17 protein-coding genes are annotated in these 17337 nt (G+C 32.2%); 7 read left to right on the forward strand and 10 right to left on the reverse strand.

Features of this window, described 5'->3' with window-relative positions; genetic code table 11:
• The first annotated feature begins 74 nt into the window (after positions 1–74).
• Positions 75–647 carry a thiol peroxidase gene (tpx, locus tag ABD940_RS00510; protein WP_345199617.1) on the forward strand — a complete coding sequence of 191 codons (573 nt, stop codon included), beginning with the start codon at positions 75–77 and terminating at the stop codon, positions 645–647.
• A gap of 54 nt (positions 648–701) precedes the next feature.
• Here the strand turns inward: tpx and ABD940_RS00515 are convergent, their stop codons facing one another.
• Both ABD940_RS00515 and ABD940_RS00520 read right to left on the reverse strand, forming a co-directional pair.
• On the reverse strand, positions 702–1178 hold the full coding sequence (locus ABD940_RS00515; protein ID WP_345199618.1) for a hypothetical protein: 477 nt from the start codon (positions 1176–1178) through the stop codon (positions 702–704).
• 133 nt (positions 1179–1311) lie between these two features.
• A complete protein-coding gene (locus tag ABD940_RS00520) occupies positions 1312–2013 on the reverse strand; it encodes a hypothetical protein (RefSeq protein WP_345199619.1) in 702 nt (233 codons plus the stop codon).
• 156 nt (positions 2014–2169) lie between these two features.
• On the opposite strand from ABD940_RS00520, the gene ABD940_RS00525 reads away from it, so the two are divergent.
• Positions 2170–2670 (forward strand): hypothetical protein, encoded by a 501-nt coding sequence (locus tag ABD940_RS00525; protein ID WP_345199620.1) that lies wholly within the window; start codon positions 2170–2172, stop codon positions 2668–2670.
• 344 nt (positions 2671–3014) lie between these two features.
• Here the strand turns inward: ABD940_RS00525 and ABD940_RS00530 are convergent, their stop codons facing one another.
• On the reverse strand, positions 3015–3788 hold the full coding sequence (locus ABD940_RS00530; RefSeq protein ID WP_345199621.1) for an NAD-binding protein: 774 nt from the start codon (positions 3786–3788) through the stop codon (positions 3015–3017).
• Between the two features lie 271 nt (positions 3789–4059).
• On the opposite strand from ABD940_RS00530, the gene ABD940_RS00535 reads away from it, so the two are divergent.
• Positions 4060–5058 (forward strand): phosphotransferase, encoded by a 999-nt coding sequence (locus tag ABD940_RS00535; RefSeq protein ID WP_345199622.1) that lies wholly within the window; start codon positions 4060–4062, stop codon positions 5056–5058.
• A 60-nt stretch (positions 5059–5118) separates the two neighbouring features.
• Here the strand turns inward: ABD940_RS00535 and ABD940_RS00540 are convergent, their stop codons facing one another.
• A complete protein-coding gene (locus ABD940_RS00540) occupies positions 5119–5811 on the reverse strand; it encodes a DUF6261 family protein (RefSeq protein WP_345199623.1) in 693 nt (230 codons plus the stop codon).
• Positions 5812–6153: 342 nt separating this feature from the next.
• Between ABD940_RS00540 and ABD940_RS00545 the strand changes: the two genes are divergently transcribed.
• From ABD940_RS00545 to ABD940_RS00560, 4 genes are all read left to right on the forward strand, one after another.
• Complete coding sequence (locus ABD940_RS00545) at positions 6154–6645, forward strand: hypothetical protein (RefSeq protein ID WP_345199624.1); 492 nt, start codon at positions 6154–6156, stop codon at positions 6643–6645.
• Between the two features lie 91 nt (positions 6646–6736).
• Entirely contained in the window at positions 6737–7387 is a 651-nt protein-coding gene (locus tag ABD940_RS00550; protein ID WP_345199625.1) for a DUF4919 domain-containing protein, read from the forward strand.
• Positions 7388–7426: 39 nt separating this feature from the next.
• Positions 7427–8017, forward strand: a complete 591-nt coding sequence (locus ABD940_RS00555; protein ID WP_345199626.1) for a DKNYY domain-containing protein — start codon at positions 7427–7429, stop codon at positions 8015–8017.
• A gap of 53 nt (positions 8018–8070) precedes the next feature.
• Entirely contained in the window at positions 8071–8757 is a 687-nt protein-coding gene (locus ABD940_RS00560) for an XAC2610-related protein (RefSeq protein WP_345199627.1), read from the forward strand.
• 60 nt (positions 8758–8817) lie between these two features.
• On the opposite strand, the gene ABD940_RS00565 is transcribed toward ABD940_RS00560, so the two are convergent.
• The 6 genes from ABD940_RS00565 to ABD940_RS00590 form a co-directional block, all read right to left on the reverse strand.
• Complete coding sequence (locus tag ABD940_RS00565) at positions 8818–9192, reverse strand: hypothetical protein (protein WP_345199628.1); 375 nt, start codon at positions 9190–9192, stop codon at positions 8818–8820.
• Between the two features lie 21 nt (positions 9193–9213).
• Positions 9214–9846 carry a hypothetical protein gene (locus ABD940_RS00570; RefSeq protein WP_345199629.1) on the reverse strand — a complete coding sequence of 211 codons (633 nt, stop codon included), beginning with the start codon at positions 9844–9846 and terminating at the stop codon, positions 9214–9216.
• A 14-nt stretch (positions 9847–9860) separates the two neighbouring features.
• A complete protein-coding gene (locus ABD940_RS00575) occupies positions 9861–11849 on the reverse strand; it encodes a urocanate hydratase (protein WP_345199630.1) in 1989 nt (662 codons plus the stop codon).
• Positions 11850–12004: 155 nt separating this feature from the next.
• Complete coding sequence (locus ABD940_RS00580) at positions 12005–12421, reverse strand: endonuclease domain-containing protein (RefSeq protein WP_345199631.1); 417 nt, start codon at positions 12419–12421, stop codon at positions 12005–12007.
• Positions 12422–12601: 180 nt separating this feature from the next.
• Positions 12602–16801 carry a T9SS type B sorting domain-containing protein gene (locus ABD940_RS00585; RefSeq protein ID WP_345199632.1) on the reverse strand — a complete coding sequence of 1400 codons (4200 nt, stop codon included), beginning with the start codon at positions 16799–16801 and terminating at the stop codon, positions 12602–12604.
• A 198-nt stretch (positions 16802–16999) separates the two neighbouring features.
• On the reverse strand, positions 17000–17293 hold the full coding sequence (locus ABD940_RS00590; protein WP_345199633.1) for a hypothetical protein: 294 nt from the start codon (positions 17291–17293) through the stop codon (positions 17000–17002).
• Positions 17294–17337: the final 44 nt, after the last annotated feature.

Here is a 17337-nt window from a genome sequence, read left to right on the forward strand (position 1 = left end):
ATTTAATAGGTTTTTGAATTAAAATTAATCTTAGCGAGTGGAAAAAAGAATAATTTTGCTTAAAAATAAAATTCATGTATTCAAAATTAGTTTTCAGCGCGATGTTATTTTTCTCGGCTTTTGCTTTTGCACAAAACTCTAAAACAGAAAATACGGTTTTGATGGGAGGAAAACCTGTTCATACTTATGCAAAATTACCATCCGTAAATAAAGCGGCTCCAAAGTTCATTCTTACAGATGTTACGATGAAAGATCAGACTTTAGATTCTTACAAAGGAAAATATCTGATTCTTAATATTTTTCCAAGCGTAGATACAGGAGTTTGTTCGGCTTCCGTTCGTCATTTTAATGAAGATGCAGCAAATATTCCGAATACGGTTGTTCTTTGTATTTCTAAAGATCTACCTTTTGCTCAAAAAAGATTTTGTGGCGCAGAAGGAATTAAAAATGTAGTAATGCTTTCAGATTTCCGTTCAGATTTCGGGAAAAATTATGGCGTGGAAATTACAGATTCTATGATGAAAGGACTTCTGAGCCGAGCTGTAGTCGTGATCGATCCTTCAGGAAAAATTGTTTATCAAGAGCAAGTTGCGGATATGTCACACGAACCGAATTATGAAGCGGCGATTAGTGCTGTGAAAAAGTAAATTTTTGCTTTAAAATATTTTAAAAACCTCTGGCTTATTACCAGAGGTTTTTAATTATCTGTAAATGAAATTACCATTTTTATCTACCAAATCATGAAATCTATGTTCACAATGACAGACATAATCTCCGATTTTGGCTATTTTATTATTAATATATTTTTTATGTAATATTCCTGTATCATCTTCATTAATTTTCAATAAAAGATAATCTTCGTAAATATCGATAATTTCTAACGGAATCCGGACAGCTACTGTGACAGTGAAAACTAAGAAGTCATTAACTTCTGGTTTTTCGTTGTGCCCGATTGGTTTTATTTTATATTCAAAAATATTTTTGTCAAATTCATTCTGAACTTTATCTATATTTCTGATATTTGTATGAATTCTTGTTTCTGTTTCGCCTTCAAACTTTATTTCTTTTTCTGAAAATAATATTCTTTCCTGTACTTCCCAATACAATCCTGAATCAACAGACTTTAAAACCATTCCTTTCTGAAAACCATTTTCAACGTCTGTGATTGTTACAAGCATTCCAAAATTTTTTAATACTGAAGATGATATCACTTTATGTTTATGAGTTGCATCCATTGTTTTCTTAAATTGCGTCTCCTACATATAGTTAAATCACTTTTTATAATATCGAGACGTGTATATTTTTCAAGATTTATTTTTTCGTTGTTACCAAAATTACTCCATTTTTTCCCTTTTCACCATAGATTGCTGTTGCTGAACTTCCTTTTAATACATTCATTGCTTTTATAGAATTCTGATTAATTTTTCTGAATTGTTTTTCATTAATAATTTTTCCGTTCAGAACATACAGCGGTCTGTAATCATCAATTTTTACAGATTGAATCCCTCCTAAAATAAGATTTTTGGATTGAAGAGTGTCTTTTTTATGGCTAATTGCTATACCTTCAACTTTCCCTTTTAATTTATTTTCCTCATCTTTTGCCAGACATTCCTGAGAAATTACAGTAGGAGCTCCCGTAAAATATGTCTGTTTCTTTGTAATTCCTGCAATAGTAACGACCTCATCTATTTCTTTAACCTGTACAGAATCATTTACCATTTTGTTTTGTGCATTCACAGCCATAAAACCAGCCGTCGTAAAAATAAAACCAACTGCAAATTTCGTAAGAACTGAATTAATATGAGAGTATTGCAGATCTCTGTTGAGTTGAGATTCGTTGAATTTTCCACAAATATTTTCTGAATTGGTCGAAAAGACATTTAAAATTTCTTCATCAGAAGCAACCGTAAAATCTCTGACAGTTTTTGAACAAACGGAACAGAATCTTCCTTTTTCTTCTGGAGTCATAGCTTCCCAGTTTTCATGACATGGTTTTGGTATCGTAAGTTTCATATTGATATCTTTTCTTATAAAGATGCTTGTTTTTGGAAAAAGGTTGGAAAGGATTTTAATTTTAATTACAAATCAGACACAAATTGTAAATCAAACTATAAGATTTAGAGCAAATATTTTTTATAATTTTATTTATATTTGGCGAAAATTGATAAAATGAAGGAAGAAAACATAAATAAATTGAATTCTCTGTTTTCAAATTTAAAAACGGAGGAGGAAAAACTAAAAGAAAGTCTGGCAAAAAAGAAAAGCGAAGATGATTTGTTTGTGGAAGAGTTTAAAACTATATCCAAAAATCTGATCGAGCCAAAGATGCAGGAATTCAGAAGAATGTTGAGAGAAAACGGATTTGGATGCAAAGTAGCTTTTAATGAAGAGAATAAAAACGGTTTAGGAATCAACTCACAACCCAATATGAAACTTCAGATTTCAAGAAATATAGATTCCAATTTTTATGCAAACGATAAATTTCCGCACATCATGTTTGTTGCCGATAAGAATTTAAAAAGAATCGGAATTCATCAGGATACTATTTTCCAAAACGGTACAGGAAATGCCGCAATGAAGGAACAAGCCTACACTCTTGAAACACTTAATGAAGAAAATATAGAAAAGGAAATTCTTAATTCTATTGAAAATATATTAATGAATAAATAAAATAAAACCTGCCATTCCGCAGGTTTTATTTGTATTATAAGTTGGTAAGCATTTTTTACGTTTAGACAAATTTTAAAAATTCTTTGTATACCAAAAAGCGATTAGAGTAAATAAAAAAGATAGAATAAACCAAAGAAAAGTTAAAATAATCAAACCCAAAACACTATATAGAGTAATCCCAAAAGTTTTCTCCAATGCTTTTGAGTTTTTAAATTCTTTATAACTTTCACCTTTAAAGAAACGTATCCCAAGGAAAATCAATAATCCTATACAGACAATTGTGGAGAATAACATTCCCATAAATGGTTCAAATATAGAACCGCAAGCCAGAAATAACTGCATACTTATTGACCTGAGTTTGTCATGTGAAAATATCTCGGATCAGGATATTGAAATTCAAAATCCAGTTCTTCAATTAATTTTGATGGCGAAATTGTTCTTCCTGTTGCCGCTCTTTCTCCTTCATAAGGCAAATCTTTCTGCGCATTGATCACTTCTTCTTTATTGGGATGAATTGGCGCGACAACATTATACACTTTAGATTCAGATTGATTATCCAGCATTTTTTCAACTACCGAACAAATGTCTGCGTAATGAATATGATTCACTAACATATCCAAATTGGAAATATTATAATTCTTTAAAAGCCTTTGATCTCCCATCAATCCAGCCAATCTTAAAATATTGGTCTGTGGAAATTTTTCTAAAATGAAGCTTTCACTTTCCACTTCTTTCGCTGATTTATCTTCTTCTGTAAAATCTTTTTCCGTTTCAGGATACACTCCCGTAGAACTCATTAGAAATAACTGACCTTTGTAATCGTCAAGAAATTCCAACAGATTCTCCTGCCTGTCTTTCATTGAAATCTGCGCTCCTCTTATTCCCGAAAACGGAATCGTAATGATAATTGCATCCAGCTCAGAAACAGCTTCCCATTCTTTCATTTCAGCATCGATCTCATCGGAAAATTTTACTAAAGCTGCATTATATCCTTTGGATTGTAATTCCTCTATTTTAGATTCTGTGGTTGTCGTTGCAAAGATTTCATATCGGTTTGATAATCGTTCTGCGATGTGATTTCCCAACCAACCGTAGCCGATGATTCCCAGTTTTTTCATATTGAATACTTAGTATTTATTAGTTTTAATGAACGTATTATTTTAAGAGCTCCAAAAATATCACTTTAATACTAATATTCATAGACCTCAATTTATAAAAAACTTACCGATGTACTGAGCTTTTGATCTATTAATTTTGTAAAGATTTATTATATTCTTTTGGTTTATTTGTGTGTATAAATTCTGCAAAAAATGTTTTTATTTTTCTATATTTGAACGTATTGCCTAAATCCAACCACATTTAGGCACATTTACAGACAATTTACCAGAAATGACAACTTTTCCAATTATAGCTTCGACATTATCACAAAAAGAACTGGGTGAATTTATTAGCGAAAAATATCAATTGAAAGAACCTTTTGATTGTAAACTCTTTAGAACCGGAGTAAATCACACCTATTTTATGTCCTCTACTCATACAAAATATGTTGTTAGAGTTTATTGTCATAATTGGAGAACAAAAATTGAAATCCAACAGGAATTAGAACTTTTAAACTTATTGAAAAACAATAATATTCCTGTGTCATTTCCGATTCCTGATAAAAATGGAAATTTAATTCAGGAAATTAATGCACCGGAAGGATTACGATATGTAGTACTTTTTACATTTGCAGAAGGTGAAAAAATGCGATTTATGACCAATGAAACCTGCTCTGCAATTGGTTCAGTTATGGCGAAGATTCACAATATCACCGCAGCCAAAAAAATCGACAGAATAACCTACAGTTCTGATGTTCTTTTGAATAAAGCTTATGATTATCTCAACTTATTTTTTTCTGATGATTTAAGTGAAATGAAATATATTAAACAAATTACTCCTAAAATATCGAAAAGTTTTGAAGACGCTGATTTGTCAGAAAATCAAAAAGGAATCGTTCATCTCGATATTTGGTATGATAATTTGAGCGTAAATAAGGAAGATGAGATTATCATTTTTGACTTTGATAATTGTGGAAACGGAGTTCTGATTTTAGATATAGCTTATTTTTGTAAACAACTTTTTTTCATTGAATCAGACAAGAACGAATATGAAATGAAGGTTGAAAGCTTTCTTAACGGCTACAGGAAAGAAAGAAGTTTATCCGAAGAAGAACTGAAATTAATTCCGGAAGCAGGAGCATCCATTTTTGTATTTTATCTTGGTGTTCAAACCCAACGATTTGATTGGTCAAATATATTTTTAACAGAAAACTATCTTAAAATGTTTGTCGGAAGAATAAAAAACTGGATGGAATATTACCACTTAAAAGAAATAAATCTTACCATCTAAATAAAATTTTCAACTTCAATAAAAAAACTCAGCGATATGCTGAGTTTATAATTTTAAATTCTAAGATTTCTTTTCTTCCTTCGTCTTTATGTCCGAATTTTTCGCTGCTTTTACAAATTCATTCGTATCACTGTAGAGAAGTTCCCAACCCGGAATATCTTTCATGACGGTCAAGAGATTGATATAAGATTTCAGATTTTTCTCAAGATCTCTGCGGCTTGCACTTGTCATTTGTCTAAGATCTGCATTGGCTTCTGCCTGATCTGCAAACTGTGCTTCAAAATATTCATGCTTGGTTTTCATGTCCATGAAAGCAACATTCAGAGAAAGAAGCGAAATTTTCTGCATATTTTCGGGCATTTCCAAAGTCTCGATCAGCTTTTTCATCTGAGCCGTCTGTTTAGAATAACTTAAACGATCCAGATCCAATCCGAATCTTTTAAAAATACCATACAAATCTTCTGCAATCTGATAATTTGCCACTGAAGAAATTTTTCGGTAACCATTCAGAAATGCTTTCATATTATTGTAAGCAACGTCCCTTTCATGATCTGCCGTAGCAACGTCCTTGCCTTTTCCGCTGTAGATTTGCTTTGTATACACTTTGTCATATTCTGTGTAAGAAGTCTGCAAAGTCGCCGTAAGAGGATGATTGGTAATAACAGGATATTTTCCTGACTGAATGTTTGAAATAATTCTCTGAGCTAGAGTCGCAAGATCTTTAGTGCTTAATCTCACTAATGATATTTTCATCTTTTAATGTGTTTGTTTGTTAGAAATATATTAATTACTCAAAACAAATATAAATATTTTTGCATTTACTTAAAAACATTTTGTTTGAAACAAAATGCAGTTGCATGAAGTTTCCCGCAACTTGTTGGAGACTTCCTGCAGTTGCAGGAGGTTATAAACAACAGTGTTTTAAATGAAATGCGGGTGCAGGAGATTTGTTTTAAGATCGTTTGTGAGGTTTTGCGGATGCGGGTGGTTGTAGGACGAGTTGTTTTAGAAAAAATTTTAATTTTTAAGAGATTGTGGAAAGTCGTAATTTTAATTTTATTTTAATATATATCTTTGAGAATTAAAAACAAACGTATGAAAAAATATATTTTACTTTTTTTTCTGTTTTCACAACAAATATTTTCACAAACCACAGATAAAAATAATGATGAGTTTAAATTTGAAGAACATTTTGGCAAAAGGGTTTACATTAACAAAACTGTTACTTCTTATAATTTTTCATCAATAACATATCAAAATAGTAAAGAAATTAAACGTAAAGAATATATTAACTTTAAAAATCCACAGCCATCTAAAATTTTTATTAGCTCTGATGAAGAAAAAGTGACAATCAGAGTCAATAGCAAATACTTTCGAGAAGATTTATTTTTTGAAGCAAAAAGAATCTATAAGATGGAAGAAGAGGATGGCTCTATTTTTTACAATTTTGTAGGTAAAACATCATGTGATATATATTATTATGTACCTAATGATGGCTATAATCAATCTTTAGATATAAAATGTTTAGACGAAAATAAAAATGGTTCAGGTTTATATTTTACCATGTCACAAAATGAGCAATTATAAAGCACGTAAAAATAAAAAAATTCAAACAGCTATTAATTAAATTAAACATAAACAAAATTTAGCCCGATATTATAAAATAGCCACACAACAAATGAAAACCCACAAAAAACTTCTATTTATCACACTACTCCACTTCATTTCAATAAAAACATTTGCACAAGAAAACAAAATTATAATTCCAAATTTTGATGATAAATATTCTAAATATGTAAAAAATCTTGAAAATGGAGAATTAGATATTGATTACACAGATTTTAGGAATAGCTTTTTAGAGAGCAAACAATACAATCTCAAAAAATCAAATTACAAAGACCTTAAAAACCAAGTTTACTCTGAGATAGAAAAGAAAAATTATCAGGGTGTCATCAATGCAACCAAAGCGATCTTGAGCATAGATTACACAAGTATGTTTGCCCATAAATATCTTCAACAGACTTATAAAATTTTGGGCGATGCCGCAAATCAGAAAAAATATCATGATATAGAGTTTGGTCTTTTGAATTCGATCATCAAAAGCGGAGACGGAAAAAGTTGCGAAACTGGATGGCATGTGACGCAGATTGAGGAAGAATATTTTATTTTGAGCATGATGGGCGCAGAGCTTCAATCTCAAAGCATCAGCAACGGAGGAAATAATATCTGCGACAAAATGGAAGTAAAAAAAGACGACGGAAGCTTAAAAACATATTATTTTGAAGCCAATAAAGTTTTTGAAAAAGAAAACGAAATGCTGAAAAAATAAAATCGCTTATTATTTTGTACATTTATCAAAATACAAAGAATGAAAAATAATATTATTTTCTTCATTACCTTTCTTTTAATCTCCTGTTCAAAAAATGAAAATACCATTCAAATAAAAGAAAAATCTAATAATGATGTAAATCAACTTTCACAAAAAATTGAAAAACATCCTGCAGAATATGATTTAAAAGACAGCGTAAAACTCTCATACATTAAAAATGATTTTTATAAAAACGAATATGGATTTCTTTATCAAAAAACACTTGCGCAAAGAGAGTTTAATGGACAACTAAAAGATGTTGAATATTTTAACGGAGTTATTCCTCAGGAAATTGATCCTAATACATTTCAACAGATAGAAAGTTCCTGGTTCGCGAAAGATCATAGAAATATATATTATTACCGTCCGACAAGTGGTGGAATACAGATCTCAAAAATAGAAAATGCAGACGTTCAGACTTTTCATATTCTTAAAGGAAATTATAAATATGCCCTTGATAAAAATAACTTTTACAAAGAATCCGATAAAATAAAAAGATTTATTCCTTTAAAAACAGAGCAAATACAAGATCATAGAGGAAAAGTTATTAAGCTGAAAATGGCGAATAGCGAAATGAATCTTGAAGAATAAAATTATATTCAAAAAAGAATATATTTTATTCAAATAAATTAATCTTATATAAATTGAAAAAGATAATCATTTTTTTAGTTTTAATTTCAATAATTTCCTGTCATAAACATCTGGAAACAAAAAACATTGCATCCACAAAAATAGATACTCCAACAATTGTAAAGAAGGATATTGTTGCGCAAAATTCAATTTTTGAAAATGTGATAATTTGCGACTCAGTATATCAAAATAAAAACTATAAAATTGTTTTAAGGCATTTTTCATGGGAAAAAGATTATGATGAAAACGATAAAAATACAGTCTTTACTTTCAGCAAAAAAATAAACGGAAAATATCAGGAACTTTTACGTGATTCTATTGAATCTCATGTCGGAACTTATGAATTTCAGGATTTTAACGGTGATAAAATCAAAGACATTCTCATCCAGAATATTTCTGATGTCAGAAGCAACTGGACGTATTATTTATACTTGGTAGATCTTAAAAATGACAAACTGACGAAGGTTAAAAATTTTAATCAGATTAAAAATCCACGTTATTTGCCTCAGTATAATTTAATCGACAATGAAGTAATGTCCGGAAGAAACTGGACGTCGTTTTATCAGATCAAGAAAGATACGATTTTCGACTTCGGATATGTGACCTATAATGGCGAAGATGATAACGGAAATGCTATTGATTTTGGCAAAGAATATGATAAAGTGCTGTCGAAAGTTCTTAAAAATAAAAATTATAAGTAAAAAACCTGCCTCACAGCAGGTTTTTACATATATAAAACTTTTGATTCAAATCCGAACTTATTAATTTTTTCTTCTTTTCATACATAAAAAGATAAAACTTATAGCAAGAAAAAACAATGCAAAATTCTGAATAAAGTTGATATAATCAATTCTTACAATTTCAAAAGATAAAAAATGATCTGTATTTGCTGAATATTTTTTAAAATAAAAATACTTAGGAAAACCAAAAGTTTTTATGATCCAATCTTTTGAATTTGAAGTTTCAGAATATAATAATCCTGCGAAAGTAATGATTAGTGTAATTAAAATTATTTTCCAATCCAACAACAACTTCCAGCTTAGTTTTCTTCGCTTTATAACTACAAAATTTGCAATTATTAAAACAAATAATAAAACTAAAAAGTATATTGTCGTAAACTGATTGTGAAAATCCATTACAAAACTGATTTATTAAAATTACGGATTAGAATGTTGCTTATTTTTAATTTCTTCACTATATCTATTTTTCAAGATTTTGTAATACTCTAAATTTTCATCTGTTTTATTTATTTCTTTTTCATAACCCATTGCAGCAAAATATAGAGGTAAGGAAAATGAATCATAATTAGCTGTTTTCACATTGTCCATCCAATTCATATCATAATCTCTTAAATGTTTTTTTAAATTAGAAATAATGAAGTCTCTAATTTTAATCTGTTCTTTTAGAATTAAATACTCTGGTAAAGCATTAAGAGTAATAGATTTTTGAAATAATAACCGCTCTGTTTCTTCTTCATCCGTAGATTGAGCATTATATAAATATGAAAAAATTAAAACAAATACTCCGTAAATTATAACTAATGGAATAGGTGAAAAATTTGATCCAAAAGCAAAAGCAATCAACATAAGAAATACAAAGGGAACTGATGTCAACAGATATCCCTTCAATAGATTTTCTTTACACTTTTTAGCCTTATACTCAGCCGAATTATTTCTATCAATAAAATAATGTCCGGTAGGGAAAATTGGCACAAATATCACTAAAAATTTAGTTACAATTGCCTGTTTATTAAGTTTCTTGGAAGATGTAATATCAACTATTCCGATCATTTAAAAATTCTCTATTAATTAAAAAGATTCTCATCCACAAAATTCGGAAGCGTCACTTTCAAATTCGGTTCAGCTTCCATTGCTCTTTTAATAGCGAAAACAGCCCCTTCATTTCTTGCCCAGCTTCGTCTTGAAATTCCGTTATTCACGTCCCAAAAAAGCATAGATTTTAATCTTCTGTCGGCATCATCGCTTCCATCTAACAACATTCCGAAACCTCCATTGATCACTTCTCCCCAACCAACTCCGCCTCCATTATGAATGGAAACCCAAGTTGCTCCACGAAAACTATCACCAATCACATTGTGAATCGCCATATCTGCCGTAAATCTTGAACCGTCATAAATATTGGAAGTCTCTCTGTAAGGCGAATCCGTCCCCGAAACATCGTGATGATCTCTACCTAAAACCACCGCTCCGATTTCTCCGTTTTTAATGGCTTTGTTGAAAGCTTCTGCGATTTTCATTCTTCCTTCTGCGTCTGCATACAAGATTCTCGCCTGCGAACCGACAACCAATTTATTTTCCTGCGCCCCTTTGATCCACTGAATATTATCCTTCATTTGCTGTTGGATTTCTTCAGGAGAATTTTTAATCATTTCTTCTAAAATCTGACAGGCAATTTCGTCTGTTTTCTGCAAATCTTCAGGTTTTCCGCTTGTACAAACCCAACGGAACGGTCCGAAACCATAATCAAAACACATTGGTCCCATAATATCCTGAACATAACTCGGGAATTTAAACTCTCTTCCCAATGTCGGATTTTCTGCCATTACATCGGCTCCAGCTCTTGAAGCTTCCAGTAAGAATGCGTTTCCGTAATCGAAGAAATACGTTCCTTTTGCCGTATGTTTGTTGATAGCTTCTGCATGTTTTCTCAATGTTTCCTGAACTTTTTCTTTAAATAATTCAGGATCTTCCGCCATCATTTTATTAGATTCTTCAAAACTTTGTCCGACAGGATAATAACCTCCCGCCCAAGGATTGTGAAGCGAAGTCTGGTCTGAACCGATATCAATTCTTAAATCTTCCTGATCGAACTTTTCCCAAACCTCAACAATATTTCCAAGATAAGCCAAAGAAACAGTTTCTTGAGTTTGCTGAGCTTTTTTTACTCTTTCTACCAATTCATCAAGGTTTTCATGGATTTCATTCACCCATCCTTGATCATGACGGATTTTTGTGATCTTTGGATTAACTTCAGCAATAACCGTAACACAACCTGCAATATTTCCTGCTTTTGGTTGAGCTCCGGACATTCCACCTAAACCTGAAGTTACAAACAATCCGCCTTTTGGTTCTTTACTTATTTTTCTGAAAGCATTTAAAACTGTAATCGTCGTTCCATGAACAATTCCTTGCGGACCAATGTACATATAACTTCCCGCCGTCATTTGTCCATATTGTGTTACACCTAAAGCGTTGAATTTCTCCCAATCATCCGGTTTGGAATAATTAGGAATCATCATTCCGTTCGTCACAACAACTCTCGGTGCATCTTTGTGAGAAGGAAATAATCCCATCGGATGACCAGAATACATTGTCAAAGTCTGTTCATCTGTCATTTCTGACAAATATTTCATTGTCAAAAGATACTGTGCCCAGTTTGAAAAAACCGCACCATTTCCACCATAAGTAATCAATTCATGAGGATGTTGTGCCACTGCATAATCCAAATTATTTTGGATCATTAACATGATGGCTTTAGCCTGCTCGGATTTTCCGGGATATTCTGCAATGTCTCTTGCTTTCATCTCATAATCCGGACGAAAACGATACATGTAAATTCTACCGTATTTTTCTAATTCTTCTTTAAATTCCGGCAATAATTCCGCATGAAACTGAGGCTCAAAATAACGTAAAGCATTCTTTAACGCTAATTTTTTCTCTTCTTCTCCTAAAATCTCCTTCCGTTTCGGAGCGTGATTGATATTGGTTTCGTATTGTTTCGGCTGTGGCAATTGGCTTGGAATACCTTGCTGTATCTGTTCCTTGAAAGTCATTTATAGTTGATCGTTATTTATAGTTGATAGATTTTTTGTGGTTTTAAAGATATTCAAAAAAGAAAATTCCTGCAACTACTGCAAGAAATTATGCATTATGCAATTCCCTTCCTTTGGAGGGGTGACGAAAATTCAAAGAATTTTTGACGGGGTGGTTAATATTTATAATGTTTAATAATGAAATCCTCTAAATCTTTCATCACAATAGCCAAATTATTTTTGACATCGAAATCTTTAATCCTAAAAACTTTCAATCCTAAAGATTCAAGATATTTTTGTCTTACCTCATCGTAAATTTCTTTAGTATCATGACTCCAACCATCAATTTCAATAACTAATCCTAAATTTTTCACATAAAAATCTACAATATAATTCCCAATGATTCTTTGACGGTCAAAATCTATATTGTGAAATTTTCCTGCTCTAACCTGTTTCCAGAAAATTACTTCGCTTAGAATTCCGGCTTTACGTTTTCCGCTTAGTAATGGTTTTAATTTTGGATTATAAGGGAGATTTTCTACGAAGTTTTTATAAATGGAAATTCCGTTTATTTCTGTGATAATTTCTTTCATTATTTATTGTTGTTTTATTGTTTGTGTTTTATTAACCACCCCGTCTTCTCCCTTTGGTCGAATCCACCCCTCCAAAGGAGGGGAATTTTTACTATGGATAAATTCGAATGCTTAATTTTTCAAAAATAAAAAACCTCACTGAAAATTCAATGAGGTTTGAAACTGATAAATATAAAATGACTAATTATTATTCTTCACCAAAATCCAGCCTGTAAACGATCTTCCATCCGGAAGAGTGATCACATACCAGTAACTTGAAGTCGGAATTGCTCTTCCTTTTAATGTTCCGTCCCAGAAGAATTGAGTGTTTGAACTTTGCTCAAAAATCAGAGCCTGATAACGGTCGAATATTTTCACATTAGACATTTTGTCTCCGAATACCTGAAGATTTCTAACGATCCAATGATCATTCATTCCGTCTCCGTTTGGTGTAATGGCATTTTTAATATCTAAAACCACTCCTTGCTGTTTTACGATACAATCACTGTTTACAAATTTTACATAGAAAGTTGTAATTCCTGTTGGCAAATTGTAGAAAGTATTGGTTGCCTGCCAAGTGATTCCATCAATTGAATATAAAATCGATTGTGAGCCTGTCGCATGAACGGTAACATTATTTCCATTAAATTCAAGATTCTGAATAACAGGAACTTCATAATGTTTGATTTCAAAGGTTTTGGTGTAAGAACATCCGTTGCTCGCTGTGACAGTCAAGGTATAAGTTCCAACGGTTGTAATTCCTGTAATAGTATCTGTTGTGGAAATAATCTGCCCCGAAGGATTTGTCCATGTATAACTTGTGATTGTATATCCTTCAATATGAACAGTATAATCCAGTTTACCTTCCGGACAGAAATATAACGTCGGAATATCAAAAATCGGAGTTTTTTTCAATGATAAATGAATTTCCGCAACATTCGGACAAGAACCAGGAACGCTTACTTTTACATAAACAATATTAGAGCCCGTTGTTTGATTATAGACAAAATTTGTAGGTGTTGTAATCGCATTGGTTCCTGCATTCAGATCAGCCAATGATGGATAATAGGTAAAAGTAACATTTGCTCCGGTATAAATCTGTGTTTGAAATTGTGTTAGGTTAACATTTTCAATTCCGTTATTTCCTGTGTCACAAGTTTCAAGCTGGAATGGTCCCGGATTTTGTAAAGTCAGTTTATTCCCAAGGATAAAGTTGATCATTGCAATATCATTACAACCCGGAGAATTCTGTACTTTAAACCAAATTTGTGTCGGGAAAGGATTAGCTGTAAAATTAGCCGGATTTGCGATTGGATTCACTCCGTTTTGAGCATCCTGTTGCGTCAGATAAAATGTAAATATATTCGCTGGATTTGGAAGATCAACCATTAAATTCGTATAACTCAATAAATTCACTTCATAGCTTCCATCCAAATTCTCATCACAAACTGTAATTGTAGAATTAATAGCTTTCGGAGGGAAATAGGTGTTCAATTGAATTGATGCAACAGAATAACATCCTGTTGTATTCGACTGAAATCTCGCCCAAACCTGAACCGAAGAAATGTTGGTAGTAATTGTGTTTCCGATCTGATTTGCCGGATTTCCCGCATTTGCTTCCGCTTGTGTATTGTAATACGAAATTGTCATTCCCGACAAAGGGTAAGTATTTTGTGATTGAATAAACAGTTGAGAAACCACATTATTCAGCTGAAAAGTTTCACTTAAATTAAAATCTTCATCACATTTATTTAAAGTAGCACTGTTCAAAACAACAGGTGGTAAAAATGTCATTTGAATATTTAATTGAGTCGCGGAGAAACATTCACCATTATTAAATTTAACCTTAACAAAAACCGTCGCACTTCCTCCTGTAACCACAAATGTAGTCGGATCTGTTATTTCATTGGAAAAAGTATGGTTTGCTGCATCATAATTTAAATAATAAGTAAAGCTAACGTTAGAGCCTGTATAAATTTGCGACTGAGCCTGAGTAAGATTGTAAATTTCGCTTCCGTCATTATTATTATCACAAATATTATTTAACGTAATCGTCACCGGAGAATTCACCGCCGGAGTTGAGGTTAAGCTTACAGTTACCGGATAAATCTGTTGACAGTTATAAGAAGTAATTTTAACAAAAATCTGTTGAGTTCCTGTAAGTGCAATCGTATTGATCGGATTATTTCCACTTGCTGCATCGGCTGCATTCAGATAGAAAGTTGTTGTTGCATTCTGGTTTCCGATAATGGCTGATGAAAATTGAGACAACTGTACATTTTCCAGATTATCATTATTAAAATCACAAATCGTAAAATTGGATTGAACAGCCACAGGATGAACCAAATTGACATTAATTGCTCTTATCGTATAACAATCAGATGAATTTTCAAAACGAACCCAATAGGTCTGCGAAACAAAGTTTCCATTGGCTGTAATGACCTGATTTGGGCTTATCGGATTTGTTCCGAAACTTGCATCTGCATAATTCGAATAAAATGCAGTAACCGGAACCGTGGAAGGAGAAATTAGCATTCCGTTTGAAAGTGTATTTAAATTAACACTTATATCATCCGTTCCGTTGAAACAAATATATTCTGTCTTTTCGTTCACCATAATTTTTGTGAATGTCACATTCATATTTACAGTGGCAACTGCAAAACAGCCGTTCGGAATCTGAACCCTTACATAAATTGTATAAACTCCTTCTTTTACAGAAGTTAAAACTGTTCCGGTTCCTGTAAAAGCGTCATTATAAGTTTCATAAGCCGTAAAAATTACTCCAGGCTGAGTTGAGATTAATGGACCGACCATTAACGGATAATCGAAATGCTCCGTATTATCTGCATTGATATCACAGATCGATAAAGTATAATTAACCGGCGAATTCATATTAACACCCGGTCTGAACTGAAAATTAACAGGTCCTAAAACATAGGTACAGTTTCCTTCCTGAAGTCTTACCCAAATATTGGTACTGGTCGTAATATTTGCTGTTGTGATTGCATTTACATTATTCTGAGCATTAGATTGAGAGCTGAAGTAAGAAATTCCTGTAGTTCCTGCCGCAAAAAGTTCTGTATTTAATAAACTCAAATTGTAGTTCGCTTCTACTCCATCATTATTCGTATCACAAAGCTCTACTGTATTTTTTAGTAAACTTTTCGTCAGGAAATTTAATGTTAAAACTGCTACTCTATAACAATTGGGAGTACTTGGATTCTGAATTCTTACATATAAAACCGTGTTTCCATTTAATGTAAAATTATTCGGTAAAGCACCAACATTATTTTGTGCGTTTTGTAAAGTTGTGTGAAAACTAAAGTTGAAATTTGCAGGATTTTGGGAAGTTAAATTAGCCTGAAAACTATTTAAAGTCAAATTTACAGGAGAATTTCCACAGAAATCCTGTGTGTAATTTTTTGCTGCAGGATAAGTCGGATCGAAAGTCAACGGAAAATCGTCAGTTAAAATAAGGTCGCTGTTTCCGCAGATATTAAATTTAACATTGGCTGTAAAAACATCATTCTGTATTGGACAAATCGTAGCCTGAATTCCTGTTGCAACCGTTTGTCCTGCAGAATTTGTCCATGTAACTTCCGGCTGAATCACATTTCCAAGCGGATTGAATCTCCAACCTTCCTGTAAAGCCTGCCAAACTCCTGTGTTTCGGTTTGCGGGAGATACACCTTGAGTTCCGTCGCTGTTGATGACTCCTATCAAAGCATTTTCAAACTTTCTTGTCGGACAGGGTGTTAATTTTTTATCCACAAAAACTTCAATTACATTTGTTGTTTCATGCAAAACAATTTGCGATGAAGACCGATCTGTGCAACCTGCAACTCTTCCATCAAAAAAATTGATTACAAATTTTCTGTAAGGTGCAGTTCCGATCGTTGAATAATAAATTTCTGAAGAATCACCTGCCGAAAAAACAATATCATGGTATACCCCGAAAATCGAATTTTTCGGAAGACTCGTACTCGGATTTTGCCACTGAACATTCGGATAATTGATGTTTCCCAACTGACTCAGATCGAAAGTTACCATTCCGTTTGAACCTACAACAAGTGCATCAAAATATTGATTATAAAAACAAAATTTAAACGGAAGATCCAGTTTTACGGCAAAAAGATCATCGTAATTGGCATTAAGAGAAGTTCCCTGGTTCATTGCAATTGGCGGACTGTAAGTTTCAGAAGTAACTTCGTATCCTGTTGTCTGTTTCAGCACGGGATATTCTACATGAAGAGCTATACAGCCATTCGCGTTGAGATCATTGGTACAGGTAACATTGAAGCTTTCGTTTCCTGCAGCATCTTTCACTTTCACGTTTCCCGGAACCTGAGAAAGTCCGAAAACACAGGTAAAGACTAGTATAATTTGTATAAATTTTAGCATAAGTTTTTCTAGGATTAATCACTAACTAATGATAAATTTACTACTTTTAATTATATTATTTTCAATGATAAATATTTATTTATGTTAAATTAATATGCAAAGTTTCTATTAAATTATCATAATCTATTTAGATTTTAAATATTAACAAAAAAAACCTTACCGGTTAAAGTAAGGTTTGTATTTATAATCGATAAATTTTTAAGTTAAAACATCATCGTTTTCTTCTTCGTGGTCATCGTCGTTATCACTGATGCTCCAATAATTGTTTTCCTCATCTTCAGAGCCGATTTCCTCCTGTTCGTCATCATCTTCTGTTCCGGGAATATCCAATCCTTTGTCGATTTTATCTTCATCAAAGTCTTCATCCTCGATCGGGTTTCCGTCACCATCCAGCGGAATATGCTTTTCTCTTGAAAAAATATCTTCGTTTGGACTGTAATCCATCTGTTCCAGTTTTCTGTCTTGCTCTTGAGGACTGTTTTCGGGTGTCATAATATTATTATTTAGTGTTGAATAAATGTAAACAAAAATAGTTC

Origin of the sequence: Chryseobacterium ginsengisoli, from assembly GCF_039542325.1 — a bacterium.
GTDB classification, from domain to species: Bacteria; Bacteroidota; Bacteroidia; order Flavobacteriales; family Weeksellaceae; genus Chryseobacterium; species Chryseobacterium ginsengisoli.

What these genes read in the sequence shown, in the direction of transcription:
- ABD940_RS00585 (WP_345199632.1), bottom strand. Translation starts at nt 16,801, where the DNA reads ATGCTAAAATTTATACAAATTATACTAGTCTTTACCTGTGTTTTCGGA.
- ABD940_RS00590 (WP_345199633.1), bottom strand. Translation starts at nt 17,293, where the DNA reads ATGACACCCGAAAACAGTCCTCAAGAGCAAGACAGAAAACTGGAACAG.
- ABD940_RS00520 (WP_345199619.1), bottom strand. Translation starts at nt 2,013, where the DNA reads ATGAAACTTACGATACCAAAACCATGTCATGAAAACTGGGAAGCTATG.
- ABD940_RS00550 (WP_345199625.1), top strand. Translation starts at nt 6,737, where the DNA reads ATGAAAACCCACAAAAAACTTCTATTTATCACACTACTCCACTTCATT.
- ABD940_RS00545 (WP_345199624.1), top strand. Translation starts at nt 6,154, where the DNA reads ATGAAAAAATATATTTTACTTTTTTTTCTGTTTTCACAACAAATATTT.
- ABD940_RS00555 (WP_345199626.1), top strand. Translation starts at nt 7,427, where the DNA reads ATGAAAAATAATATTATTTTCTTCATTACCTTTCTTTTAATCTCCTGT.
- ABD940_RS00515 (WP_345199618.1), bottom strand. Translation starts at nt 1,178, where the DNA reads ATGCTTGTAACAATCACAGACGTTGAAAATGGTTTTCAGAAAGGAATG.
- ABD940_RS00570 (WP_345199629.1), bottom strand. Translation starts at nt 9,846, where the DNA reads ATGATCGGAATAGTTGATATTACATCTTCCAAGAAACTTAATAAACAG.
- ABD940_RS00580 (WP_345199631.1), bottom strand. Translation starts at nt 12,421, where the DNA reads ATGAAAGAAATTATCACAGAAATAAACGGAATTTCCATTTATAAAAAC.
- tpx (WP_345199617.1), top strand. Translation starts at nt 75, where the DNA reads ATGTATTCAAAATTAGTTTTCAGCGCGATGTTATTTTTCTCGGCTTTT.
- ABD940_RS00565 (WP_345199628.1), bottom strand. Translation starts at nt 9,192, where the DNA reads ATGGATTTTCACAATCAGTTTACGACAATATACTTTTTAGTTTTATTA.
- ABD940_RS00540 (WP_345199623.1), bottom strand. Translation starts at nt 5,811, where the DNA reads ATGAAAATATCATTAGTGAGATTAAGCACTAAAGATCTTGCGACTCTA.
- ABD940_RS00535 (WP_345199622.1), top strand. Translation starts at nt 4,060, where the DNA reads ATGACAACTTTTCCAATTATAGCTTCGACATTATCACAAAAAGAACTG.
- ABD940_RS00525 (WP_345199620.1), top strand. Translation starts at nt 2,170, where the DNA reads ATGAAGGAAGAAAACATAAATAAATTGAATTCTCTGTTTTCAAATTTA.
- ABD940_RS00575 (WP_345199630.1), bottom strand. Translation starts at nt 11,849, where the DNA reads ATGACTTTCAAGGAACAGATACAGCAAGGTATTCCAAGCCAATTGCCA.
- ABD940_RS00530 (WP_345199621.1), bottom strand. Translation starts at nt 3,788, where the DNA reads ATGAAAAAACTGGGAATCATCGGCTACGGTTGGTTGGGAAATCACATC.